Source organism: Pseudomonas sp. LJDD11 (assembly GCF_024584215.1).
In the GTDB taxonomy this organism is placed as follows: domain Bacteria; phylum Pseudomonadota; class Gammaproteobacteria; order Pseudomonadales; family Pseudomonadaceae; genus Aquipseudomonas.
Genome location: NZ_JANJFL010000023.1, coordinates 1 through 24,686, shown reverse-complemented (window position 1 = coordinate 24,686; position 24,686 = coordinate 1). Strand labels below are relative to the sequence as shown.

Sequence of the window (24,686 nt, the reverse complement as noted above, 5' to 3'; positions counted from 1 at the left end):
TTTAAAGTTACTAAAAGATCATTTTTTAGTATTTTATTTTAGGTGCGATGTATGCCTGACTGGCGCCCATCTTCAGATGCGCCAGGAGCCTCGCATGAATCTCTCACTTCCCCGTTTTGCCCTCCGTTTCGCTGCGCCGCTGCTGGCCGGCCTGTTGGCGTGTGCCGCAGGCATCGTCAACGCAGCCGAACTCAAGGAAATCCGCATCGCGGTCCCGGACCTGAGTGCCGGCCCGCAGAAAAGCGGTACGGGTGTCACCGACGTGCTGCGCAGCCAGCAACTGCTGGAGCAGGCGTTTGCCGCCGACGGCATCAAGGTGCAGTGGAATTTCTTCAAAGGCGCAGGCCCGGCCATCAACGAAGCGCTGGCCAACGGTCAGGTAGATGTCGCCTACCTGGGCGATCTGGCGGCGATCATCGGCAAGGCCAATGGTCTGGACACCCGCTTGCTCAGCGCCACCGGGCGGGGCATAAAGCAGTACCTGGCAGTCGCACCGGACTCCGGGATCAAGACCCTGGCAGACCTCAAGGGCAAGCGTGTGGCAATCTTTCGCGGCACCGCCTACCAGCTGTCGTTCGCCGCTGCACTGGCCAGCCAGGGACTCAAGGAAAAAGACCTCAAGGTCATCAACCTGGACATCAACGCTGCCGTCGCCGCCCTCGGCGCCAGGCAGATCGACGCGACCTGGGGCTCGGCGTCATTGAACTCGCTGCGTGAACGCGGCCTTGCCGAAATCCCGCTCAACACGCTGGATCTGGGCGGGGCCGGCAGCATCCAGAGCGTGCTGCTGGGCTACGGGCCGTTTATCGATGCGCATCCACAGGCGGTCGACAAACTGCTCAAGGCCAACGCCCAGGCGCTGCACTGGCTGCAACAGGAGAGCAACCGCCAGGCCTACATTGGACTGGTTGCGGAACTGGCCAACTACCCCCAGGCGGTTTTGCAGGACGACCTCAAGGGCCTGGACCTGAGCGTGCGCTTCGATTCGCGTCTTGACCCTGAGTTTCTGGCCAGCTTGCAGAAGTCGGTAGACCTGGCGGCGGAGCAGCGTCTGGTGCGCAAGCCGTTCAAGGTCAGTGAGTGGGTGTCGGATAAGGCGTTGTGAGGTTGGCCTGACGATGTAACGGGCGCGCTGCTGTGGCAGGCGCCCTTATGCTCAATCATGCAACGACATCCACCAACGGCTCTTCGCGCTTCTCGCCCTTTTCAAGAATCTGGCTAATGAGGTTTTTGTATATGTCTTGTGAGTCGCTCGTCATCAGTTTTCTGTAATCCACCGTGTCCTTAAAGTTCAGCAGGTTCAGCTTGTATTTTCCGCCGAACGCCTTGTCATCATGGTCAACAAGTTCCATGGCCAGTTTGGCGAACTTGACCACGCTATTTGTGAATTTTTTGTCTTCGTTCAAAAGCGATGTCAGGTATTTACGTTCGTGCTCGGTGAACGAGTTTTCCGGGTCGAGAAGTTTGACTTTTCCATCATCGCCCAGCGTATAGCTGAAGTTCTTTTTGGCCAGATCCTGCCGGTAGATACCTACTTCGGTGAGGCATTTTCCATAGTGCTCACCCTGAGATTTTAGCGCATCAATTGAATCTCTCTTCAGCTCACTCAGATACATTTCCTTGGCTGCCGCGCTTTGTTCTGGCGTCATTTCGCTCTTGTTATAGCCTTTCAGCCACGGCTCTGCCTCGCGGGTGTAGAACGCTTTTGCCCGAGCGTGTCTTTCGTCTTCGACGCTGTGCGCAAGGTAGGGCGCTGCCTGTTCCGCGCTGGTTACGGCGGGTTTGGCAGGCAAGTGAGCAGGTATGATCGTTGAGGTGATACCGGTGATAGTCATAGCGAGATACTCCAGTTGAATGGTTCGCTATTTGTGACGGCCAGCCGGCGGCTAACTTGTCCTGATAATGGTGTAGGAAGTTTCTGAAGTGTGGTCTGGTTGTGAGTGGGGTCTCATCTTTTTTCGTAATCGAACAGAATTGGCTTTAGCCGCGAAGGCTTCGCTGCTGAAGCAGCTCCTACGGGGGGCCGGGTTTATTGTGCGACAGCGTGGTGCCGAGGCAATGGGACCTCTGATCTAAGCCGCCTTGTGCACCTGATCCAGGCTGATAATCGTGTCGATCATCGCTCTGGCTGCCGGTGACAGGCGAAAGCCTGCGCGGCTGACGATGCCGCAGCGCGCGCCGGCGCCCATCTGTTCGATGGGCAGGTTGCGCCAGTGCAGGCGGACCAGTTCGCCGGGGGCGACATCCTCGGTAAAACACTCTTCGGTGCTGATGCCGATGGCGTTGGTTTGCCGGACGATTTTCATCAGGCTGGCGAAATGATCGGTCTGGATGCCGGGGCTGAAGTCGTCGCGGCCACTGGCGCTGGCCAGCAGTTTGCGAAACCCCGGCGGCAGCAGGGTGGCAGCCAGCGGGTAGTCGAACATATCGTTGGTCGACAGGCTGTCCTTGGCCAGCAGCGGATGGCCGGGCCGGCAGAAGAACACCCCGCGCTTGGGTGTCAGCGCCTGGGTGTGGAAGTTCGGGTCGGACTCGAAGTGGCGGATATCGGCAATGAAGAACTCGATTTCTTCACGGCTCAGGCTGCGGCTGAGTTTTTCCCAGTTGTCCACTTCAAAGCCCACCTTGACCCTTGGGTAGGCGCTGATGAAGCTGGCGACCGCATCGGGCACCAGTTTTACCGCCGGTGCCGGGCCGCAACCGAATTGCAGCTCGCCAGCATCGAGCTTGGTCATTTCGGCCACTTCGCGGGTGAGCTGGTTGGCGCCCTTGACCAGGCGCAAGGCGTGCTGCAGCACCACATGGCCTTCCGGGGTCGGGCGCAGGTCTTTGCTGGCGCGGTCGACCAGCACGCAGCCGAACTCCTGTTCCAGGCTCTGGATGCTGCGGCTGAATGCCGGCTGGGTAATGCCCATGGCCTCGGCACCACGGACAAAGCTGCGGTGTTCGTTGAGCGCGATGAAGTAGCGCAACTGGCGAAGGTCCATATGCATTCCCGGCATTTGAAAAATAGGTCGAAGGTATTGGCCCTCGGGCTGGGGACAGGTTTTAAATGCAGACTCTTATTCCGTCAACGAAGCGTTTGTTTTTTAGATATAGCGTTTATGCATATCTATAGCTCGCTGCCTCGTTGACCACTGTCTGCCGGCCCTGAGGGATCAACCATGAGCAATGCCGCAATCGCCAAGCAACCTGTGCCTCATCAACTCGACCTCAAGCCGGTGGCTGGGCGCATCGGTGCCGAAGTGCGCGGGGTCACCCTGAGCGACACCCTTGACCCGGTGCTGGTCGAGGCCATTCAACAGGCACTGCTGGAGCATAAGGTGCTGTTCTTCCGTGGCCAGACCCACCTAGACGACCAAGGCCAGGAAGCGTTCGCCAAACTGCTCGGTGAGCCGGTGCCACACCCGACGGTGCCCGTGCGCGAAGGCTCCAGCTACCTGATGCAACTGAGCGCCGCCGATGGCCAGCGCGCCAACTCCTGGCACACCGACGTGACGTTCGTCGCGGCCTATCCCAAGGCCTCGATCCTGCGTTCGGTGGTGGCTCCGCAGTCCGGGGGCGACACGGTATGGGCCAATGCCGCGGCTGCTTACAACGACCTGAGCCCCGAGCTGCGCGAGCTGGCCGACCAGCTATGGGCGGTGCACAGCAACGAGTACGACTATGCCAACCCGCGCCCGAACGTCACTGCAGAGCAGGCGGCGAAGTACCGCAAGACCTTCACTTCCACAGTGTTCGAGACCGAGCACCCGGTGGTGCGTGTGCATCCGCTCAGTGGCGAGCGCTCGTTGCTGTTGGGGCACTTCGTCAAACGTATCAAGGGCTATTCACAGGCCAATTCGGTGCACCTGTTTGAGTTGCTGCAGAGCCACGTGATTCGTCTGGAAAACACCGTGCGCTGGCGCTGGAGCGTGGGCGACGTGGCCATCTGGGATAACCGCGCGACCCAACACTACGCCGTCGACGACTACGGCGATCAGGCGCGCATCGTGCGCCGCGTGACCCTGCAAGGTGAAGTGCCGGTGGGTGTGCATGGCCAGCGCAGCGTCACCACACGCGGCGCTTGATGGGTGGCTGGCAACAGGTATGCGGCGCCTGCATTGGCCAGCACGCTGACTTCCAGCGGGTCAGCGTTGTGCCGCTTACCACACCCCGATCGGCACCAGCTTTTGTTCGGCCGGCTCGCCATAGCGAAAGCGCTGGCCGCGTAGGTCGATTTCGCTGTTGCTGATGGTGGTGCGCCGTTTCAGGCCGCGCAGCCAGTCGAACAGGTAACCCTGATGCTGTTCGCGCACGCTGGCAAAGGCCGGGTCGCTGCCCAGGTCGTGCAGTTCCTGCGGGTCGTTTTCCAGGTCGAACAACTGCGGGCGAAAGCCATCGTACGCCAAGTACTTGAAGCGCTCGCTGCGCACCATGTACATGCGGCAGCGGTCGATGGCCTGGCCCAGTCGTTCGCGGGCCGGGGCCTGGAAGGCGTAGTCGTACTCGGCGATGGCGTAGCGGCGCCAGTCGGGTTGTTCACCGTGCAGCAGCGGTATCCATGAGCGGCCCTCCAGGCGGTGATCGGCTGCCGGCAGACCCAACGCCTGCAAAAAAGTCGGCAGGGCGTCGATGGTTTCTACCAGGCGCTCATCCACTGTGCCGCGGGTCACATCCGCTTGCGGTCGTGGGTCACGGACGATCAGCGGGATGCCCACCGCCTGTTCCAGTAGAAACTCTTTTTCGCCCAGATAGTGGTCGCCGAGAAAATCGCCGTGATCGCTGGTGAATACGATCAGCGTGTCGTCCCAGCGACCGTTGCTTTGCAGGTGCTCGAACAGCCGGCCAAGTTGATCGTCGATCTGCTTGATCAGGCCCATGTAGGTCGGCACCACATTCAGGCGCACTTGATCGCGAGAAAAGTTCTGGCTCTCTTGATGCTGACGAAACGCGGCGTACACCGGGTGATCGTTGGGTTCGGCCGGCTGGATCGGGTCGATCACTTGCGCATGGCTGTACAGTGCGTGATAGGGCGCAGGCGCAATATAGGGCCAGTGCGGCTTGATGTACGACAGGTGCAGGCACCAGGGTTGCTCGCCTTGTTCATCGATGAAGTCGATCGCGCGTTCGGTGGTGTACACCGTCTCTGAGTACTGTTCGGGAATGCGCGCCGGTCGATGCGCATTGCGCATCTTCCAGCCGCTGAGCAGCTCACCGTTTTCGCCTTCGGCCGCGTTGGCCCAGTCATGCCACGGGTTGTCGCCGGTAAAGCCCTGCTCGCGCAGGTAGTGGGTATAAGGCGCGCTCTCGCGTTTTTCTGTGAATACCGGGTCGTCAGGGTACAGGCCGTCGTGGCGTACATAGGGTTCAAAACCCACTTCGTCGAGTTGCTGCACCTGCGCGCTGCCTGCCGGCAGGTTCAGGCGTTGCTGTGCGTCGCTGTTGGGGGTGGCGTGGGTCTTGCCCACCAGCGCGGTACGAATGCCGGCCGGGCGCAGGTAGTCACCGATGGTCAGCTCATCCAGTGGCAACGGCACGGCATTCCACGCCACTTGATGACTGCTCACATAACGCCCGGTATAGGCCGACATCCGCGACGGGCCACAAATAGTGCCTTGGGTGTAGGCGCGGCTGAAGCGCACCCCGGCAGCGGCCAGGCGGTCGATGTTCGGCGTGTGCAGATGCGGGTGGCCGTAACAGGACAGGTAATCACGACGCAGTTGGTCGCACATGATGTAAAGCACATTGCGCACAGGTTTGGACACGGTTCACCACCGATTGCAAAAAGGCTTATTTGCGCCGTTACGAGCCTATGCGGCAAGCGCATTTATTGAATATCCACGATGCGCGGCGTGCATAACATTAGCCCTTTTCGCATATGCATTTTGCACATTAAAAATATTGGGCAAATGCATTTCCCAAGTCTGGATGGACTCCTTTTAAATGCATGCTCTTATGCATTTGAAATCTTTTAATTAATAAATATATAACTTAATAGAATATTCGAGCGAGTCGCCGTTTGTGTGTGATTGCTTGAAAGGAGCCTGTATGAACCCGTCCGCAACGACTCATCCGCTGCCGCGCTGGCCACTTAAACGTCTACCTTTGGCGCTGTTGCTGGCGGGGTGTGCCGGCGGGTCATATGCCCATGCCGCCGAGACCTCGCTCAATGCCGAGCCGCCCCAGGCAGGCACCTCGCAGGCCGCCGACGCGCAATTGAAAACCGTGACCGTGACGGCCAGACGCCGTGAGGAGAGTGCGCAGAACGTGCCGACGCCGATCAGTGTGGTCAGTGGCCAGACTCTGGAAAGCCAGCGCGTTTATCGTATTCAGGACCTGCAACAACTGACCCCGAGCCTGAACGTGGCTTACATGCATGCCCGGCAGTCCAGCGTGTCGATCCGCGGTCTGGGTAACAACCCGGCCAGTGACGGTTTGGAGGGCAGTGCCGGGTTGTACATCGATAACGTTTATCTGGGCCGCCCCGGCATGGCGGTGTTCGACCTGATGGACATCGAGCAACTGGAAGTGCTGCGCGGCCCGCAAGGTACGCTGTTTGGCAAAAACACCACCGCCGGGGTGGTCAATATCAGCACCCGGGCGCCGAGCTTTACCCCGGAACGTACGATTGAAACCTCGGTGGCTGAAGACGGTTTTTTCCAGACCAAAGGCACGATCTCCGGGCCACTCAGTGATGAACTGGCCGGGCGTTTTTCGGCTTACCGCAGCCGTAGCGATGGCGACCTGAAAAACGAATACAACGGCCATGACCTCAATGGCGGCTCGCGCGAAGGCTTTCGTGGTCAGTTGCTGTACAAGCCCAGCGAAGACTTCAACCTGCGCCTGATCGGCGACTATAACGAAGAGTCTTCCAGTGCCGGCACCCGCGCGCTGTACAGCACCGGCCCGACCATCAATGGCGTAAACCGCTATGAGTCGCGGGCTGCCGCTGCCGGCGCCACTCTGGTCAATGGCCGCGAGCGCAAGGTCAATATCGACGCCACCCAGCGGGTCACTGTGCACCAGGGCGGCTTGTCACTGGAAGCCAACTGGAAGTTGCCCAGCGATTTCACCCTGACCTCGGTCAGCGCCTATCGCTGGTGGGATTTCAGCCCGCGTAACGACGACGGCATCAACGTGCCGGCCAGTTACAACGGTGGTGTCTCGGTACAGAGCCAGCAATGGTCGCAGGAAATCCGGCTGGCTTCGCCCACCGGCGGTGCCTTCGATTACGTGCTTGGCGCTTACTACTATGGCTCGGACCTGGACAACACCAACAAGGCCAGCAACGGCCCGCTGGCCGATGTCTGGAACGGCACTGCCGCAGGCGCGCTGGCCAATGTCGAGAGCGTTGCCAAGGGCCATATCGACACCAACAGCTTCGCACTGTTTGGCCAGGGCACCTGGCACCTGACGCCAAAGCTGGACTTTACTGCGGGCATTCGCGGCACCTATGAAGAAAAGAGCGCCTGGGTCAACCGCAGCGCGCCAACCGGCGGCGTGGCGGTGACCGGTGCTGCGCTGACCGCGCGCAACGGTCGGTATGGTGTCTATGACTCCGGCGATCTTAACCAGTACAGCATCAGCCCGTCGGGGCTGCTCAACCTGAGCTACAAGTTCAGCGACGATGTGCTGGGTTACGCGACCCTGTCGCACGGCGAGAAGTCTGGCGGCGTCAATCTCACGGTTGGCACCGCACCGACTGCCGGTGCCGACTCGCTGTTGATCGGTGCCGAGCGCGCCAACAACCTGGAATTGGGCGTCAAGAGCACCCTGTGGGACAACCGTCTGCAACTCAACGGCAACCTGTTCTGGACTCAGGTCAACGGCTACCAGACCACCGCTTACGACCAAGCCAACCGCGTGCAGTACCTGACCAACGCAGGCTCTGTGCGTTCACGCGGCGCGGAGCTGGAGGCCACTGTGGTGCCGCTGCGCGGCCTGACCCTCAACCTCAACGGCTCTTACAACGACGTGCGTTATCTGTCGTACAAGGATGCGCCGTGCCCGCCGGAGGTCAGCTTGCGTCCCGGTGCCCCGGCGTCCTGCGACCTGAGCGGCAATCAGGTGGTCGGCGCCTCGAAGTGGATTGCCAACTTCAACGGTGAATACACGTGGGGCTGGGACAACGGCCTGGAGCAGTACGTGACCGGCAGCTACGCCTATCGCTCGCGGGCTGTGGGCATCGTCGAAGACTCCGTGCATGCGCAGATCCCCGGCTACGGCGTGGCCAACTTCGCCACCGGCCTGCGCGGCGACTGGGGCCAGGGTCAGTGGGATGTGTCGCTGTGGGTGAAGAACGCCTTCGACAAGACCTACTACACCTCGTTGTGGAGTGAGCCTAACGGCGGCTACTCGGGCTTTATGGGCGCACCGCGGACCGTGGGTGTGACCGGGCGTTACGACTTCTGAAATGCTTTGAGGCATAAGCATCTCCTGCGGGTGAATGCTTGTAGGCCCGGCCCGGCCGGGCCTATCTACACCCCGACATGCGGCATTGGCACGCCGCTGAGGTGGTCGGCCAGGTGCAGATCGGTCTTTTCGATCAGGCCGATCATCGCCTTGGCCAGCGATGACAAGGACCTCGCGTTACGGCTGACGATGCCGTAGCGCGTGTTCATTTCTTCCAGATGCGGCGGCAGGTCCACCGGTTGCAGCCAGTGCAACTCAGCGGTGAACAAGGCCGGTTCCGGGTTCATCGCATTACCGATGGCAATGGCATCCGAATGGCGGACCACATTGAGCAACGCGTAGGTGTGCTCGCATTCCACCTGAGGCACGAAATCGCGGCGGCCGCTGTATTCGGTGAGTAACTTGCGGATGTTCGGGGGGCGGAAGGTGGTGGCCAGCGGATAGCCGAACAGCTCTTTGCAAGTCACCGATGCCTGCTGCGCCAAGGGGTGATCGGCGCGGCAATAAAAGCGCATGCGTTGTGCACGCAGGCGGGTGATGCGGTAATCGGGGTCCGCTTCAAAGCGCCGGGTGTCGGCCACGAAAAATTCGATGTCCTCGCTGATCAACCGCTGGTTGAGGTCCTGCCAGTTATCCACCTGAAAATGCACTTTGGCCTTGGGATATTCGGCGATGAACAGCGCTACGGCCCTGGGCACCAGCTGCCCGGCCGGCGCCGGTCCGCAACCGAACCGCAGGGTGCCGATTTCCGCCCCGTTCAGGCGGCCAATCTCGTTGTTCAGCTCCTGGGCCTCGCGGATCAGCCGCCGGGCATGTTCCAGCACCACCAGGCCCTGCTGGGTCGGCGGCAGTTCCTTGCTGACCCGGTCGACCAGTTGAAACCCCGCACTGTGCTCCAGCGCCTGGATGCTGCGGCTGAACGCCGACTGCGACAGATTGACCGCGGCGGCGGCCGCGACAAAGCTGCGGTGCTCGGCTAGGGCGATAAAGTGACGAAGCTGGCGAAGGTCGATATGCATGGTTTACATCTGAGCGTTCGGTTGGATGCAGGGGCTGCAAGAGGGTGAACGCTCTTATAGAAGTAAACGCTTATTCCTGAAACAGTTAATAAGAGATATGCATATTTCAGAGAGGAATATGTCGCCCAGTCGCGTAAAAGCAGGCCTGCCGGGGAGCGTCAGCTTGAGTTCCCGGCAGGCCTTCGGCTCAGCGCGAAGTCAGCGCGGTGTAGCTGTTCATCAGGTTGCGGTAGTTAGGGATGCGCTGGCTCAGCAGGTTACCCAGGCCTTCGATATCGTTGCGCCAGTCGCGGTGCAGCTCACAAGCCACCGAGAACCAGTTCATCAACTGCGCGCCCGCCTGGCTCATACGGTTCCATGCGGCTTGCTGCACGGTCTCGTTGAAGGTGCCGGAAGCGTCAGTCACCACGAACACATCAAAGCCTTCTGCCAGAGCCGACAAGGCCGGGAAGGTCACGCACACGTCAGTCACCACTCCGGCGATGATCAGTTGCTTGCGGCCGGTGGCTTTGATCGCTTTGACAAACTCTTCGTTGTCCCAGGCGTTGATCTGGCCAGGGCGGGCGATGTACGGCGCATCCGGGAACTGCTCTTTCAATTCAGGGATCAGCGGGCCATTGGGGCCTTGTTCAAAGCTGGTGGTGAGAATGGTCGGCAGGTTGAAAAACTTGGCCAGATCACCCAGCGCCAGCACGTTGTTCTTGAACTCGTTTGGCGAGAAATCCTGCACCAGCGAGATCAGGCCGGTCTGGTGGTCGATCAACAGTACTACGGCGTCGTCTTTGTTCAGGCGGTTGTAGGTGAAGTTGGCCATGGGGTAAGTCCTTTATCTGAGAGGTTTTGAGTAAGTTGTTGAGTCAGTGCGCTGGGTTCAGCGCTGTGTTCAACCTGGGCACAGATTAAGGATTTACCTGAACGGGATAAATCGGCTGAAAAGCGTTTTACTGTCACCTTGAAAGCGACAATCCCCAGCCTGATGCCGGGGGTTGTTGTGGCGTGGGTCAGACCTTGCGCCAATGGCAGCGCATGGTTACCAAAGCTTCCAGGTGTAATCGATGTTCACGCGGGTTTCGTTGTCACTTCTGAACGTGGCAGCCGAACTCAGGTCGCTGCGATAGAAATTCTGCCGCAGCCGCAGCGCCAGCCCCTTCACAGGGCCTGACTGCACTGCATAGGACAGCTCGAAATCCTTGGACGACTCCGATAAGTCATCCCCCCCGAGTGCCGGGAGATTGATGTGACTGCCGTGCAGGTAGCGCGCCATGGCCCTGAGGCCGGGAATGCCCAGCCCGGCGAAATCGTAGTCGTAGCGTAGCGCCCAGGTCTGCTCCTTCGGGTTGACGAAGTCCGCACTCATTGTCCCGTCGCTCAACACATTGGGCTCGCCACCTGCGAGGTAGACCATGGCGGTGTCACCGGTCTGGCGCATGTGACCCAGGCCGAAGCTGTGTGCGCCCATCTGGTAGGTGAACATCACCCCGGTGCTCCGGTTATCCACCCGGCCAGATTCTGCGCGCCCATCCTCACGGCTATCAAAAATGCGCAGGTCAGTTTTCAACAGGCCCGGACCGATGGGCAGCGTGTGCAAAAGCCCCCAAAAATGCTGTTGATAGATGTTGTCGAGTTTGGCGTGGTTGTAACGCAGCGTCAGCGCGTCGGACCACTTGTAATCACCGGCGATGAAATCAAACTCTTGCGAAGAGGCGCCGGGCCGAAAGCGGCCATTGGGAGAGGCGATCGAGATGGGCTGGTAGTCCGTGGAGTCGCGCATGTTCACTCGGTCCATTCGCCCCAGATGCAGTGATAAATCCTTGATGTCACCTGACTGTAAATAGGCGCCCCGGAAGGTTTGTGGAAGCAGGCGCGCAGGGCTGCCGGTGAGGACCGGCAGGTTGGGAAATTGTGTGCCTACCGAGAGTTGGGTCTTGGAAACCCTGGCTTTGAGTGCCGCCCCCAGCTCTGAGTATTCGTCACGCGCCTGTCGGGTCTGCGGGTTAAAGGCCAATAGCTGGGTTGCGGTTCTGTCGGGTGACGAGTCGAGCTTCAGACCCAGCATGCCGGTCAGGTCCAGGCCCAGCCCAATGGGGCCTTCGGTGAAGCCGGAGTGGGCCTTGAGGATGAAACCCTGCGCCCATTCCCTGGCTTCGGCGTACGGTGTGGCACCCTTGTAATCACGGTCCAGATAAAAGTTGCGTGACATTAATGTCACGGTTGAACCCTTCAGCAGTTCTGCCTCGGCGCAGAAAGACACACACACGCCCAGCGCGCCCATGCTCAACAGCTGAGGGCAACTCATACGGTTAGTCATTGCGAGCATCCTGATTTCTTGTTTTTGTCAGTTCAGTCAGTTGGCGCTGGCCGGTGCCAGGCGCGCCGTTGCCCGGCGCTTGAGGCCCCAGACCACCAGCGCGGCCAGAACGAAGGCGCTGGCAAACAAGATGTAGAGCTTCGACGGGCTCCAGTTGGCGTCGATCAAGTGACCGGCAACCAACGGTGAGAGGATGGCCCCGATACGGCCCATGCCGATTCCCCAGCCCAGGCCTGTTACCCGCTGTGACGCGCTGTAGAAAGACGGGGCAAGGGCATACAGCCCGGCGACGCAGCCGTTGACGAATACGCCGATGGCCAGTGCCACGGCAAAGGCCAGTGTGAGGTTGTGGGTGAACTGGACGAACAGCGCGAGCAACAGCGCATTGATGATGAGGTACAGCATCAGCAGGCGAGCCAGTGGGTAGCGGGCAGCCAGCAGCCCGATGACGGTCGTGCCGACGATGCCGCCCATGTTAAGCAGTACACCGCCCGTGATGCCTTGGGCGTTGGAGAGGCCGGCCGAGACCAGTAGCCTGGGCGTCCAGCTCAGCACAAAGTAGAAGCCGAACATCACCAGAAAGAAGGCCAGCCAGATCAGCAAGGTTGAACGCAGCAGTGCCGGTGAAAACAATTCGGCTACCGTATCGCGCATGCGCGCACGGCTGGTGTCGTTAACGGTGGGCAGCGCGCTGATGGTGTTCAGTTTTACGCGTACCAGCAGTTTATTGATCTTGGCCAGGGCGCCGACCGGTTGGCGAGACGTCAGAAAGGCAAGTGACTCAGGAAGCCAGAGAAACAGCAACGGCAGTGTCGAGAGCGTGGTGATGCCGCCGTACAGAAACACCGAGCGCCATCCTTGGGTCGGGATGATCTGAGCGGCAATGATCCCGCCAATCGTTGCACCCAGCGCGTAGGCCGTCGACTGCAAACTGATTGCCAGCCCGCGCCATTTTTTGTTGGCGTATTCGCCGGCAATCACGTAACTGCTGGCCAGAACCCCACCAATGCCAAGCCCCGTAATCAGCCGCAGAATGGCGAGTGTTTCGAAACTGTTTGCTTGAGAGGAGGCGAGCATACCCAGTCCGGCGATGCTCACGCAGAGCATGATCAGCGGGCGTCTGCCGAACCGGTCCGCCCAGGGCGCAATAAACAACGAGCCGATTGCCATGCCGACCAATCCGGCACTGAGCAGGTAGCCGACGCGGATGCCGTTGAGTCCCCAGTCTGCCGAAACCGACGCGGCGGTGAAGGCCATTACCAGCACGTCGAAGCCGTCGAGCATGTTGATCAGGATGCAAAGAGCGATCACGCCCCATTGAGAACTGACCATGGGTTTTTCGTCCATTAGTTGCCCAATTGACTTGTCCATATCGTCAAACCTCCTTGTTCAATGGCAATGAATTGAGCAAAAGCAAGGCGGCCGAAGCCTGCCCGATAAATCGGGAAGATTGCTTACACATAGCGCTATACCTTTTATTGTTGTTTAAACAGCACGCACGGGTTAACCAGCACCTCAGTTTCTCGACGAGTCACAAAGGCGTTGCTTTCATCTCATTTCAGTCAGTCTGCCGTTGGACTTGCAGACGGGGGCGGGGCAGGTGTAGCGGCCTCATGCCGGGTCGGATTGGCGCAGGCGCTCAATGATTTTGCGCGCCCGATTTGCGCCGACGTCGACATGGATATCGATCATGGGGCGTTCGCCGAATCGGCACATGTTCTTGTACTGGGCCTCAATGATGATTTTGTCTTCATCAAAGGTCAGCGCGGTTTGTTCGATGACCTTTGCCTTGACCTCTGCATGATTGCTTTCGGGGTTGGTGGCCATCGACCAGAAATAGTGGGTTGTATTTTCGGTCTCGGGTGTGACGCCATGGAACCCACGCATGTGAAATCCGCCGCGTTCAGGGTCTTGCAGAGACTCTGTGTTGGCGTCAACGGCGCCCGTCCAGATGCGCAGGTGGCTGACATGAAACTCGATCTCTTGCCAACGATCGATGTTTCCCTTGAACGGGTAGGCGGCAGAGTAGGTGGGCGGCGGTGTCGAGTTGGGCATGTGACGGATGACCTTGACCACATCGCCTTCGCTTTGCACGGTCATTTGCGCATGCATATGAACGTTGGCATTGCCACCAATCGTCTTCAGATGCACATAACCCAGATGGCTGAGATCCATCAGGTTGTCGTGAATAAGCTGGTAGGGCGCGTCGTAGTGGTACACGTCACCGTCAAACAGATACTTGCCGCTGCTGTGCACGTTGTACTCGGGCGGTTCGCAGGTCGGCTCCGGGTGCGACTCGCTGCCAAACCAGACCCAGACGATCTGGTCACGCTCGCGGACATGAAACAGGGCGACCTTGGCCTTGCCGGGCACTTTTTCCTGACCCGGAATCTCGATGCACTTGCCTGCAGAATCGAACAGCAGCCCGTGGTATCCACAACGAAGCCCACCGCTTTCCAGTGTGCCGCTGGAGAGTGGCAGCGCCCGGTGGCAGCAGCGATCTTCCAGAGCAGCGACTTGCCCGTCCGCTGTACGAAACAGCACCACCGCTTTATTCAACAGTGTGCGGCCGACCGGTTTGTCTTTCAGCTCCCAGCCCAGCGCCGCGACATACCACTGATCGAGTGGAAATTTGGGCAGGGTGGATTGCTTGCCGACCTCATAGGCCAGCTCTTTGGTTGAGGTGTTCATAGGCTTTTCCGATGCTGTTGTTAGAGTGGGAAAGTCAGAGATCCAGGACCAGACGCGGTGTTTTGGCACGTGAGCAGCACGGGGTGAACTGGTCGTTCAATGCATGCTCGGCCTTGGTCATGAACTGGTCGCGATGATCGGGCGTGCCTTCAAGGACCTGGGTCATACAGCTGCCGCAGATGCCCTGTTCACAGGAGCTTTGTATCTCGATACCGGCCTCATCAAGCACTTCGAAGACGCTGCGGTCGGCCGGGATCTGAAAGGTGAGGGACGATCGTGCGAGCACCACTTCAAACGCTTGATCGCCGGTCTGATCGACAGGTGCGGCGGCGAAGAACTCCCGATGAACCTGTTCCTGCGGCCAGTGCGCAGCTTCGGCGGCCTTCAGGATGTAATCCATGAACCCGCCTGGGCCACACACATACAGGTGAACGCCAGTCACGGGGGACTGCAGCAACAGGCTCGCATTCAACGCAGCGTCCGGGCCGGCGCTGTCATCGTGCAGCACCACGTTCCGGGCAAAGGGCGCTGACTCAAGCACATCGATAAACGCGGCTTTTGCTTTGGCGCGAAAGCAGTAGTGCAACTCGAAATCAACGCCGCGCTGGGACAGCTCATAGGCCATCGCCAGCATGGGTGTGATGCCAATGCCACCGGCGAGCAGAAGGTGTTTTTTCCCATCGGGCGACAGTGGAAAAAGATTTCGTGGCGCACTGATGGTGAGTTCCTGGCCTTCCTGCACAAGCTCGTGCATGGCCTGCGAACCGCCCCTTGAGTGGGGATCACGCAGGACACCAATCAGGTAGCGATGGCGTTCTTCAGGGTGGTTGCAGAGCGAGTACTGGCGCACCGTCCCTGCTGGGGTCCAGACATCGATATGGGCGCCTGCGGTGAACGCGGGCAGGATCTGCTCGTCGACGGGGGACAGCTCGAAGCTGCAGATATCATCGGCCACAAGGTGCTTGTGGCTAACCTTTACACGGAGCATGGCTTCTCCCTCCACAGTCAAGTGGCACAAAAATGTTCAATAGGGGCTGAGCGCTTAGCTCACGTGGTGGCGGAGGGCGGGTGCAGGATAGGTGTGTGGTTCATGAGGATTCCCGTTATTTATTCTTGTGGGATCAGGCTGTCGCTTATGATGCGATCAGCACGCACGGTTCGTGGAATGTAGAATCGGCGTATTTAGTTGCGGTGTCAACCAATTTGCCTGAAACGTTTGATTCTTAAGGTTCGTATTTTTATGCCTGCACCCACTCAGCTTGATCTTGTTCGCTACGTTCCGGCGTTGCTGACCTTCTTGGCCAACAAACTGGCTACGGGCGCTTCTCTGACGTACCGCAAGCACTTTGGTATCGGCGTGGTCGAGTGGCGCTTGCTTTCAATGCTTGCGGTGGAGAACAACATCACGGCCAACCGCGTATGCCAGGTCATCGGGCTGGACAAGGGGGCGGTCAGCAGATCCCTTCAGGCCCTGGAACAACAGGGCTATGCGACCAGCCAGGTGGATAAGCTCGACGGTCGGCGCTATACCGTCAACCTGACGCCAGAAGGCAAGGCTTTGCATGATCGGATATTGAAAGTCGCGCTGGAGCGCGAGAGCCGGTTGCTCGACGGCCTGTCGTCCGCGGAGGTGGATACACTCGTCGACCTGCTGGGGCGCTTACAGAAAAACATTCCGCACGTGAACGAGTACGATCCGCCCGCGCCATGAGGGCATGCTTTAAAACAAGCCCTGCTTGGTCACCATCAACAGCACAATCACGAACATCCCGGCGAACCCCGCCACGCCCATCCATAGCCATGGCCGGTACAGCCGGTTCCAGTTCGACGGCAGTGCCAGACCGCGCTCGGCGGCGTGTTCGGCCAGGCTCTGCATGCGTTTTTGCAGCACCAGCACCGGCAGCCACAACAGGCCGACCGCGACAAACACGATCAGCGCATCGCGCAGCCAGGGCTGGGCTATCGACAGACCGGTCAGGTGCAGCATGCCAAGGCCGGTGGCCAATTGCAGGACCCCGGCCGGGGTGGTGATCCAGGTGTCAAAGCGCACCACCATCTTTGCCACCGAGGCGATGACAACCGGGTTGCGGGTCCGCAGTGCGGCGATCAGGTACAGGTACGAACCCATGCCGAAACCGAACAGAAATACCGCTGCGATGACGTGCAGATACTTGAGGTACAGGTAAGTCATGCCCGACCTTGGTACTGCACGCTGAGCCGGATATCGTTCGGTGCGTCGATGGCGGCCAGGTACTCGGCCACGCTGATTTCGTCCAGGCAAGGGCGCGCGCCTGCTGCAGGCCGGTAACCGTTGGCCAGCTTGCGGGCCAGTGCCACCGAGGCGCAACTGGGTATTTCCGGGCCTTTCTCGCGTGCGGCGGTGAGCTGGATATTCAGGCGCAACGGCAGGTTGTTGTGGTCCACGCCATGGGCCTCGATGTACAGCGCGCTGAGACCGTTACCGAACCGTTCGCAGGCCGTGCCCAGCCGGTGCAGACGCCGCGCCCAGGGTTGCGGGTCGTTGATCAGCCCCATGCGCCGCGCCTGGGCCAGCAACGCATTGGCCAGGGCGCCGGGCATCAGGCCGGGACCGGCCTTGAACACCAGCTCACGGGCGCCATAACGGGCACCGAACAGGTCCATGTCCGGTACATCGACATTGGCCAGCCAGCGCCAGCCCAGCCCCGCTAAACGCCGGCGTTGCAAGCCCAGCCAGCCTGGCACCGCGTGGGGCTGGCCATTGCGGCGTTGCAGGATCGGCTGGCCAGCGTAAGCCAGGACGCCCTCGATGGTGGCCAGGCCGGGCATCTTCGAGGACGAGGAAATGCCGTGCTCGATCCGGTCGATGCGGCTGAAGCGCTGGCGGTGTTCATCCAGCAACGCCGCCGACAGGCTCGGCACCGAACTGCAGCCGCTGAGCACGGCGACCCCGGCCGCTTTGGCCTGGGCATCGAGCACATCAATACCGTTGACGAAGGTCCGGCAGTCGGCCAGGTCGCAGTAATGCACGCCCGCTTCGATGCACTGCTCGGCGACCCGGTAGGGCTGCCCCTGAAACGGCCCGCCGGTGTGGATCACCAGATTGATCTGCAACTGACGCAGCGCCTCGGCAAACCCTGCCCCCTGGGCGTCACCGCACCAGGTCTGCAGCGGGAATTGGCCTGCCAGCTTGTGCAAACGCGCCGCATCGCGCCCGGCCGCGAACAGCTCGATGCCCGGCGCACCGGACAGATGCCGACAGACGATAAAACCGAAATTGCCGTAGCCGCCGACAACCAGCACCCTGAATGACATGCGTGACTCCCTGTGAGGTTCGGGGGGATTCTAGGATCCGTTTCTGTTTCGTCACAACTGCGGTGAAGCCAGCCACTGTTCGAACTCGATCTTTGTGCTGCAGTTTTCGCCCGGAGTGTAATAGACAAGGCGCAGGTGTCGATCTGCATCGATGGTCAGGGTCGTATGCTCCAGGGGTATGTCGCCAAACGTATTCATGGGCAGACGGCGGCTACTCTGGCAGGGGCCGTGAATGTCCTGACCATCGGGGCGCGACCAGCCCCGCCGTTCAGGGCGGGGATGGATAACGGGTTTCTTCCAGTTGCCGGACCAGTGCCTGATCATCCTCAGGCGGGTATCGAGGATCAATCGTCCTCGTCTTCTTCGTCATAGTCTTCGTAGATCTGAAAGAACTCGTACTCGGCGAGAACTTCCGCCTTGACGTCCCGGGCCCGGAAGCCCCGTCCGGAAGGCTGGACGACGAAGTTGATGGAGTCTTCCAGCGCGACATCGTTGTTCGCGGTGTCGGCACCAATAGCAAAACTTCTGGAAAACGGACTCAATGCTGCTCCGAGGTTTTCAACCATCAGGTCTCGGTCGCTTAGATCATCTTCATCGAGTTCGAGCATCTGCGCCATGATCGCGCAGTCGATCATGGTACCGGTCAGCCATTCGCAACTGGAACCATAACCGGCGCACCAGCGCAGCCCGGTGCCTTCCATGAACACTTCCATCATGGTTGTGTCCTCACCCACGTAGCAGGACCCGATCATGATGCCGGTGATGTTGGACTCTTGGGCATGCGCGCCGATTGTGAAAATCAGGTCTTCGATTTTCGACCCTGCAATCTTGCCTTTGGCGCCGTGTGCGGCGATGTACACCAGAGCGTTGTCTGCGCCACAACGACGCAGCACATCAAAGGCCTGCTCGAAGGTGCGCTTGTTGTAGAAGTTGGCGTGGTAGACCTCAGTATCGCCAGCGTATTTGGCGATGCCTTCCACAAAGGGTACGACACTGGAGCGGTTGGCATCCCGCTCATCCAGTTGCCATGGCGATTCAAGTACCAGAATGGCACGGCGCGCCCGGTGTTCTTTCCTGATAGCCTTTTTCATTACTTTCCTTGGTTGTCGGTTGTTGCTTCGGTTTGTTGCGCTGCTTGATGAGAGTGGTTGTCGTCGTAAGCCCGCAGAGCCCGGCGCAACGTGTTCTGGACTCGCTGGCGAAGCTCGACCGGTTCATGGACCACCAGGTCATCACCCTGAGACAGAACCCACCACTGCAATTGCCAGGTATCGCTCACGGTGGCTTGCACCAGAAAACCGTCCTCCTGCGCCTGCAGTTCCATATCCTGGCTGAGCGGTGTTTCGCGAATCAGGCGGGCCTGGCGGGCACTGATCCAGGCCTTGAAGCGGATTTTTGTCGGCGTGCCGAACTGCAGAGCGTCGGTGGCCAGGTAATCCTGCAGCTTGAACTGCTGCACGCCCTCACACGGCACCTGCAGTTCTTCGATGTCCTGAAAGCGATGCGCCGCGTACTGACGGATGTCGCTGTAGCCTTCGGCCGTAGCGATCAGGTAAGTGATCTGACCCCTTTGCACGATGGCCAGCGGGTTGAGGGTCAGTTCGCTGGATTTGTCTGAATGCGCCGAGTAGTAGCGACAGCGGAGCTGCTTTTCGGTGATCAGCGCCTGCTGGATGGTTTCCAACGTTCTGGCATTGATCTGTGGCGGCAACAGGTTGAAGTCAGAGCGCACACTGGCGACTTTCTCGGGCCAGCGTGCGCCAGGGCTGCCATCCTCAACGCCCTCAAGCTTGCTGCGGGCAAGATTAAAGCGTGAGTCCAGAATACTGAGCATGCTGGCTGGCAATAGCGGGCGTACGGCATCTTCGACCAGGCGCAGGCTGACGGCTTCGGGCAGGCTGATCCCTGACAGTGCCAGATCAGCTCCGCGAGGCAAGAACCAGCCGCGTGGGGTAGTGCTTTCCTCGCTGTGCAGGTTGAACGCAAAGGACAGATCCAGAAGGTCGCGCTCGACGGTACGCCGGGTGATCTCATGCCCTCCATTGATAAGGCGTTTGTGCAGATCGGCCACGGTGTAACCTGGCGAGGTGCGTGGCAGCAGCTTGAGCAAGTCCCACTGGCGGCTCAAAGCCGACTTCGTTTTGGCAGAGGGCAAAGCATTCTTCCTTGTGGCCAGGCGGCAGTAAGCCGTCTAATAATTCCGGTTTGCGGGCTATCGGCGCAGAGCCCGAAAATTTGAGTGTCAATCAATGAATGAAACCGATCGGCCGTTGCTGCGCCGCAGGTTTCAGGCGGCACTCGGCGAGCAGGGCAGTGGCCAGCTCGTTGGCCGTGGCGAAGGGCTTGAAGCGCGCTTGGCGGGTCACTGCGGCAAAGTCGCCCGGCGTCAGGTGCGCTTCGCCGCGCAGGCGGCTGGCGGCGGCCTGTTGTGGATCCTTGAGATTCAGACCCTTGAGGTGCGTGGCGAACAGCGACTGCGCCTGCTGCGCGCTCAGGTAGCCGAAGTACACCTTGTAGGTCGAAGCGGCGCAGCGACGCCTGGTCCAGATCGGCGATCAGATTGGTCGAGGCAATGAACAGTCCGCGATAACTCTCCATTTGCGTCAGCATTTCGTTTACTGCAGTGATCTCCCAGCTCTGGCGAGCCTTGCGTCGGTCTTGCAGGAAACTGTCGACCTCATCGAGCAGCAACACTGCATCTTGCTGTTGCGCTTGCTCGAAGGCCCCTGCGAGGTTCTGCTCGGTCATACCCACGTAGGGCGAGACCAGGTCGGACACCCGCTTGGCCAGCAACGGCTTGCCCAACGCCTGTGCCAGCCAGCGACCGAAGGCGGTCTTGCCGGTACCGGGCGGGCCGTACAGCAGTATGTTCACGCCCCGGCGTTTATTGATCAGCGCCTTGTTCAGATAGCGCTCGGCAATGGTCAGCGGCTGGCGCAAGTGGCTGTAATGTTCGTGAGCCAGGTTACCCGACGGGCTCAGGCGAAAGGCATAGCTGAACAGCTCCAGAGCCGTGCCCTGGCTGTAGCGCAGCAGCCCCGGCAGTTCCGGGTTAGCCACCGAGATAATCGCTGTGAGTACCATTGAGGCCCGGGCCGAGGTGCTGACTTCCAGCAAACCGCTGCGCACCAGCGCGCTGTCGTTGCTCAGGCAGGCTTCGACCCTGGGCTGTGGCAAACCCAACAATACCGACAAGACCCGTACAGCGCGGTTGAAACCGAGCATGCCCAGTTGATCGGTGGTGTCGTTGAGAATCGGGTCGCTGCACATCAGCACGCAGAAACCCAGCACCTGCAACTCGGTCTCGTTCAAGGCCAACAGTTCGCCCAGCGCCATCAGGTTAGCGGCCAGGCGGTCGGGATAGGTCAGGCACGGATGATCCACATCGAACTGCCGCGCCGCGCCGCGCAGGGCGCGGCGCAACTGGACCGGGCTGGCCTCATCGGCGTCCACCCACTTGCCAAGGCCCAACTCGACGGCCAGATCGTCGTCGTTGAGGCCATGCCGCCTGATAAAAGTCCGATGCTCGCCAAGCTCCAGCAGCAATTGATAGCACCACTTCAATGACAAGGCGCAGGTGTCCTCGGCGCGCGGGCTGTTGTGGGCGATGGGGGCAAGGGCCTTGGTGGGCATGGTGTCTCTCCTGAGGGGCAGTAGAGACAGCTTGCAGCAGGCAATAGTCAGGATGTGTCGCAGCGAGTTTGTATTCGGGAATCAGCCCGGTGCTCTGACAATCCGGCTACTGCGCCGCAGCCGGTCTTGCAGAATGGATGCTTTGGTAAGCGATGTTTGCTCCAGCAGACGGAACCGCATTCTGAGAGAGCAAAGCTCGCTACTCAGACCCACTACTCAGGTCATGAACACGCCAAGCCCCACCTTCAGCGCCTGAGCATTGTTGCCCAGGGTGGTGGCCGAGTCGTGGATCTCGGTCACGCCCTGATGCGTCTGTTCGAAGGTTTCATGCATGCCGCCCAGGCGGCCGGCGATGTCGGTCACCGCGTGCTGGATTTCTTCGCTGCTGGCCAGGGCGCGGTCCATGGTGTCGCTGACCTGGCCCATTTGTTTGACCAGCCCGTCGATCACATCCAGGGTACCGTCCGAGGCGGTGGCAAGGTTGCGCGACTGTTCGGCCGCGCTGCCCATGCGCTGGGCGGTCTGGCGGATACCCTGGGTTACAGCGCTGATCACTTGCTGGGCGTCGGTCAGCACGCTCTGGGTCTGGCCGGCCAGCTTGCGCACTTCATCGGCCACCACCGCAAAGCCGCGCCCGGCTTCACCGGCACGCGCAGCTTCGATGGCGGCGTTGAGTGCCAGCAGGTTGGTCTGGTCAGAAATCCCGGCAATCATCTGCAGCACCTGACCGATCTGCTCGGCCTCGCTGCTCAGGCGGTTCAGGTCACCGGCCAGTTCTATATTGGCCGAGGTGCTGTGGTGCACATCGCCGATCAGGCTTTTGAGGTCTTGATGGGTGCGGGTCAGTTCGCTGGTGGCGCATTCCAGGTAACCGCGCACCGTGCCGGCCAGATTGGACGACTGCTCGGCCGACTGACGAATCGACTGGCCGTGCTGGTTGATATCGGCCAGTTGGCCACCGGCTTGCTGAATGCGCCTGGCAATGTCTTCAGCCAGCAACAGAAAGGTCGCGGCCAGCCGCTGGTTGTTGTCAGCCATGCCCGAGGCGCTGCCCAGGGTCTGGCGCACGTCCTGCAACAGGCTCGACAGGCGCTTGCCCATCTGGCCCATTTCATCGCCGGTGATGACGGTCACGGTGGTCGACAGGTCGCGTTTGTCAGCAATATGGTTGAGCTGGCCGGTCAGGTGGTGAATGCCCTGCACCAGCATCCGCGCCGCCAGCCACGACAGCAGCAAACCGATACCGAAGGTGGCGGCGCCGATCAGCAACAGGCTGTACAGGCTGGCGCTGATAGCCTGTTGCAGGGCGGTCAGGGTGACATCCACACCGACCACATAGGCCTGACCGCTGGCGGTGCGCAGTGGCAGGAAGATCGAGCGGAAACTGCCATAGCTGTCGGTGTACTCATCAAACTGCGCTTGCCCGCTGCGCGCCGCCTCCAGCACTGCCGGGCTGGCATCGGTGTAATGCTGCAGGTGTTTGGAATAGCTGTTATTGGCAATGTCGGCAGCGCTGGAGCCGTCGGCCAGGTAATACACCTGGCCCTGCGCATCGACCATCATGCTGTAGGCATACTTGAGATCCACATCCCCGGCGTACTCGCCCAGGTTGCGCACCTGGCTGAGGTACTCGCCTTCCTTGAGGCCATCGGCCTTGCGCGCGCGGTCAAGGTAGTTGTCGCCCAGCACTCGCGGCACCGCATAAGCTGCGGTGCGCAGGCGATTGTCGATCTGCTGGCGGATGTCCTGAGTCTTGGCGTATTGGGCGTAGCTGATGAACGACACCACACTGATCAGGTTGACCACGGTCAACACCAGCAGCAGCTTGGTTTGCAAACTGAAATTACGCAAAGGCATAGTGCAGCATCCAGGCTGAATTATTTTCTGTAGCCAGTGTCTCGAACAGAAGTGCGAAAACTTTAGTGGCATTTTGCCAAGATTAACGGCGGCGCCGCGTTACGAGCTGATCCAGATCAAGCGATGTTCGCAGAACTCCCGTCAGCAACGAGCCGAAAGCCCCAGCCTGAACCTGTTGTGGCTTGGCGGGGCAGCACCGGGCGCTGTGCGCAAAGAAACGTTTGGTTACTTGTCTGCCTGCCGCTCGCGCTGCGAAGCCAGCGCGTTTTTCAAGGCAATCTCCGCGTATTCCATGAAGACCCTGGCCAGTTGTTTCAGGGCGACTTCCTCAGCCTCGCTGCCGGCCACGAAGTTGAAATCGATTGGGCGCTTGCTGTACTCGGGCAGCTGTTCCCAGTCTTTCATTAAATAGCAGCAGAGCGCGCTGACCATTTCGGCACGCACATGGGCCTGTTCATTTGTGGTGCAAGTTTCGAGCGCTGAGCCTGACGGGGAATCGGGGGACAATAATGAAAAAAGATGGGCCGTTAGTTGCGTTTGCAAGTCCTTGGTGATCATGAGCGAGTTGCTTCCTGCTGGGGGCGGTACTAAAACTGAGAGGATAAATTTTAGGTGCGACTGCTATAGCGTGTAGTGCTATTGCATGCATTCAAGCGAAAACCCTTTCTTTTGTAAAGGGGCACGCCATGGAGCTGAGCAAAGCCGTCGGTGCTGCGCTGAAAGAAATTCGAGAGTCCAAAGGACTGACCCAGGAAGATTTTGTCGGGGTCAGCGGCCGGACCTACCTTTCTGAAATCGAACGAGGCTTGAAAAGCCCCACGCTGGAGAAGCTCGATCAACTGGCAGCGAGGATGGGCGTCCATCCGCTGGAACTGTTGGTCGTGTGCTACGCAAAGCGCGGTGCGCTCAGTCAGGAGGAGGTGGTCAAGCTTCTTCTGGAAAGGCTAAACGTTCGTATGGGAAAGATAACTTGAAGCAGGCGTTATACCTCGATGGTGAGGAAGTTATGAAGCCCGAACTTGTTAGTTGATGAGTGGGTCAGTTTTTTCAGCATGTTCGATCGGGCGCGTTCAGCAAGCACTGAATTGACATCCTCCCCGTCCTAAAGGGCGGGGATTCCCACAACTGGACGCTCATGCCCGAGCGCGAGAATGTTCTTTGCGGCGTTGACGTCGCGGTCGTGGGTGGCACCACACCCACAACAAGTCCATTCCCTTATTCCAAGCCCTGCGATACCTCTGGGCCTCGAGTCCGGCAATTGCTTGCAGCTCGAACAGGTTTGGGTGGTGTTTCTCTCGCTAACAACCTTGAAAACCGTGCCTGCGTGATCGCATTTGTATTCCAGCATGGTTTTCAATTGACCCCAGCCGGCGTCCAGCACCGACTTGGCCATCCTGGTTTTCGCGAGTTTCAGTGAGCTCACATCGCCCACCACAATGACGCCACAACGCGCGACCAGCGCGTTGCTGAACTTATGCAGGCAATCCTTG

The 24,686-nt window shown here is 59.8% G+C and carries 23 protein-coding genes; 5 read left to right on the top strand and 18 right to left on the bottom strand.

The features are described from left to right. Nucleotides 1-94 precede the first annotated feature (94 nt). Nucleotides 95-1,105, top strand: a complete 1,011-nt coding sequence (locus tag NRB16_RS22030; protein WP_257106926.1) for an ABC transporter substrate-binding protein — start codon at nucleotides 95-97, stop codon at nucleotides 1,103-1,105. Between the two features lie 55 nt (nucleotides 1,106-1,160). Here the strand turns inward: NRB16_RS22030 and NRB16_RS22025 are convergent, their stop codons facing one another. Together NRB16_RS22025 and NRB16_RS22020 are read right to left on the bottom strand one after the other, a co-directional pair. Beyond that, on the bottom strand, nucleotides 1,161-1,835 hold the full coding sequence (locus NRB16_RS22025; protein ID WP_257106925.1) for a hypothetical protein: 675 nt from the start codon (nucleotides 1,833-1,835) through the stop codon (nucleotides 1,161-1,163). A 237-nt stretch (nucleotides 1,836-2,072) separates the two neighbouring features. After that, nucleotides 2,073-2,987, bottom strand: a complete 915-nt coding sequence (locus tag NRB16_RS22020) for a LysR family transcriptional regulator (protein ID WP_257106924.1) — start codon at nucleotides 2,985-2,987, stop codon at nucleotides 2,073-2,075. A 177-nt stretch (nucleotides 2,988-3,164) separates the two neighbouring features. Between NRB16_RS22020 and NRB16_RS22015 the strand changes: the two genes are divergently transcribed. Beyond that, nucleotides 3,165-4,070, top strand: coding sequence for a TauD/TfdA family dioxygenase (locus tag NRB16_RS22015; RefSeq protein ID WP_045483286.1), 906 nt, complete (start codon nucleotides 3,165-3,167; stop codon nucleotides 4,068-4,070). Nucleotides 4,071-4,145: 75 nt separating this feature from the next. Here NRB16_RS22015 and NRB16_RS22010 read toward each other — a convergent pair whose 3' ends face one another. After that, on the bottom strand, nucleotides 4,146-5,747 hold the full coding sequence (locus NRB16_RS22010) for a sulfatase-like hydrolase/transferase (protein WP_257106923.1): 1,602 nt from the start codon (nucleotides 5,745-5,747) through the stop codon (nucleotides 4,146-4,148). Nucleotides 5,748-6,030: 283 nt separating this feature from the next. Here NRB16_RS22010 and NRB16_RS22005 point away from each other — a divergent pair, with 283 nt between their 5' ends. Further along, a complete protein-coding gene (locus NRB16_RS22005; protein ID WP_257106922.1) occupies nucleotides 6,031-8,394 on the top strand; it encodes a TonB-dependent receptor in 2,364 nt (787 codons plus the stop codon). Between the two features lie 65 nt (nucleotides 8,395-8,459). On the opposite strand, the gene NRB16_RS22000 is transcribed toward NRB16_RS22005, so the two are convergent. From NRB16_RS22000 to NRB16_RS21975, 6 genes are all read right to left on the bottom strand, one after another. Next, on the bottom strand, nucleotides 8,460-9,413 hold the full coding sequence (locus NRB16_RS22000; RefSeq protein ID WP_257106921.1) for a LysR family transcriptional regulator: 954 nt from the start codon (nucleotides 9,411-9,413) through the stop codon (nucleotides 8,460-8,462). A 187-nt stretch (nucleotides 9,414-9,600) separates the two neighbouring features. Then, nucleotides 9,601-10,227 (bottom strand): isochorismate family cysteine hydrolase YcaC, encoded by a 627-nt coding sequence (ycaC, locus tag NRB16_RS21995; RefSeq protein WP_045483275.1) that lies wholly within the window; start codon nucleotides 10,225-10,227, stop codon nucleotides 9,601-9,603. Nucleotides 10,228-10,443: 216 nt separating this feature from the next. Further along, a complete protein-coding gene (locus NRB16_RS21990) occupies nucleotides 10,444-11,685 on the bottom strand; it encodes an OprD family porin (protein ID WP_257106920.1) in 1,242 nt (413 codons plus the stop codon). 72 nt (nucleotides 11,686-11,757) lie between these two features. Next, entirely contained in the window at nucleotides 11,758-13,092 is a 1,335-nt protein-coding gene (locus NRB16_RS21985) for an MFS transporter (protein WP_045483269.1), read from the bottom strand. Nucleotides 13,093-13,332: 240 nt separating this feature from the next. Beyond that, on the bottom strand, nucleotides 13,333-14,412 hold the full coding sequence (locus tag NRB16_RS21980) for an aromatic ring-hydroxylating dioxygenase subunit alpha (protein ID WP_045483266.1): 1,080 nt from the start codon (nucleotides 14,410-14,412) through the stop codon (nucleotides 13,333-13,335). 34 nt (nucleotides 14,413-14,446) lie between these two features. Continuing rightward, on the bottom strand, nucleotides 14,447-15,400 hold the full coding sequence (locus NRB16_RS21975; protein WP_045483263.1) for a PDR/VanB family oxidoreductase: 954 nt from the start codon (nucleotides 15,398-15,400) through the stop codon (nucleotides 14,447-14,449). Between the two features lie 252 nt (nucleotides 15,401-15,652). On the opposite strand from NRB16_RS21975, the gene NRB16_RS21970 reads away from it, so the two are divergent. Continuing rightward, nucleotides 15,653-16,123, top strand: coding sequence for a MarR family winged helix-turn-helix transcriptional regulator (locus NRB16_RS21970; protein WP_257106919.1), 471 nt, complete (start codon nucleotides 15,653-15,655; stop codon nucleotides 16,121-16,123). A 9-nt stretch (nucleotides 16,124-16,132) separates the two neighbouring features. On the opposite strand, the gene NRB16_RS21965 is transcribed toward NRB16_RS21970, so the two are convergent. The 8 genes from NRB16_RS21965 to NRB16_RS21930 all read right to left on the bottom strand — a co-directional run bounded on the left by NRB16_RS21965 (nucleotide 16,133) and on the right by NRB16_RS21930 (nucleotide 23,754). Further along, complete coding sequence (locus NRB16_RS21965; protein WP_257106918.1) at nucleotides 16,133-16,603, bottom strand: DUF2269 domain-containing protein; 471 nt, start codon at nucleotides 16,601-16,603, stop codon at nucleotides 16,133-16,135. Next, nucleotides 16,600-17,706 carry a saccharopine dehydrogenase family protein gene (locus NRB16_RS21960; RefSeq protein ID WP_257106917.1) on the bottom strand — a complete coding sequence of 369 codons (1,107 nt, stop codon included), beginning with the start codon at nucleotides 17,704-17,706 and terminating at the stop codon, nucleotides 16,600-16,602. The genes NRB16_RS21965 and NRB16_RS21960 overlap by 4 nt, the downstream gene beginning before the upstream one ends. A gap of 51 nt (nucleotides 17,707-17,757) precedes the next feature. Continuing rightward, nucleotides 17,758-18,054, bottom strand: coding sequence for a hypothetical protein (locus NRB16_RS21955; RefSeq protein WP_144403194.1), 297 nt, complete (start codon nucleotides 18,052-18,054; stop codon nucleotides 17,758-17,760). Next, the gene (locus tag NRB16_RS21950; RefSeq protein ID WP_045483251.1) at nucleotides 18,051-18,797 is read right to left on the bottom strand and encodes a hypothetical protein; all 747 of its coding nucleotides are present in this window, start codon (nucleotides 18,795-18,797) and stop codon (nucleotides 18,051-18,053) included. The genes NRB16_RS21955 and NRB16_RS21950 overlap by 4 nt, the downstream gene beginning before the upstream one ends. Further along, complete coding sequence (locus NRB16_RS21945; protein ID WP_306456502.1) at nucleotides 18,797-19,834, bottom strand: YafY family protein; 1,038 nt, start codon at nucleotides 19,832-19,834, stop codon at nucleotides 18,797-18,799. The genes NRB16_RS21950 and NRB16_RS21945 overlap by 1 nt, the downstream gene beginning before the upstream one ends. After that, on the bottom strand, nucleotides 19,831-21,339 hold the full coding sequence (locus NRB16_RS21940; protein WP_306456501.1) for an ATP-binding protein: 1,509 nt from the start codon (nucleotides 21,337-21,339) through the stop codon (nucleotides 19,831-19,833). The genes NRB16_RS21945 and NRB16_RS21940 overlap by 4 nt, the downstream gene beginning before the upstream one ends. Before the next feature lie 216 nt (nucleotides 21,340-21,555). Continuing rightward, entirely contained in the window at nucleotides 21,556-23,196 is a 1,641-nt protein-coding gene (locus tag NRB16_RS21935) for a methyl-accepting chemotaxis protein (RefSeq protein ID WP_045483246.1), read from the bottom strand. A gap of 225 nt (nucleotides 23,197-23,421) precedes the next feature. Further along, nucleotides 23,422-23,754, bottom strand: coding sequence for a hypothetical protein (locus NRB16_RS21930; protein WP_144403193.1), 333 nt, complete (start codon nucleotides 23,752-23,754; stop codon nucleotides 23,422-23,424). A gap of 128 nt (nucleotides 23,755-23,882) precedes the next feature. Between NRB16_RS21930 and NRB16_RS21925 the strand changes: the two genes are divergently transcribed. Then, nucleotides 23,883-24,170: a helix-turn-helix domain-containing protein gene (locus NRB16_RS21925; RefSeq protein ID WP_045483244.1), complete on the top strand. Its 288-nt coding sequence runs from the start codon at nucleotides 23,883-23,885 to the stop codon at nucleotides 24,168-24,170. 128 nt (nucleotides 24,171-24,298) lie between these two features. Here the strand turns inward: NRB16_RS21925 and NRB16_RS21920 are convergent. Further along, on the bottom strand, nucleotides 24,299-24,686 hold a 388-nt coding region (locus NRB16_RS21920), incomplete at its 5' end, for a transposase (protein ID WP_257106916.1).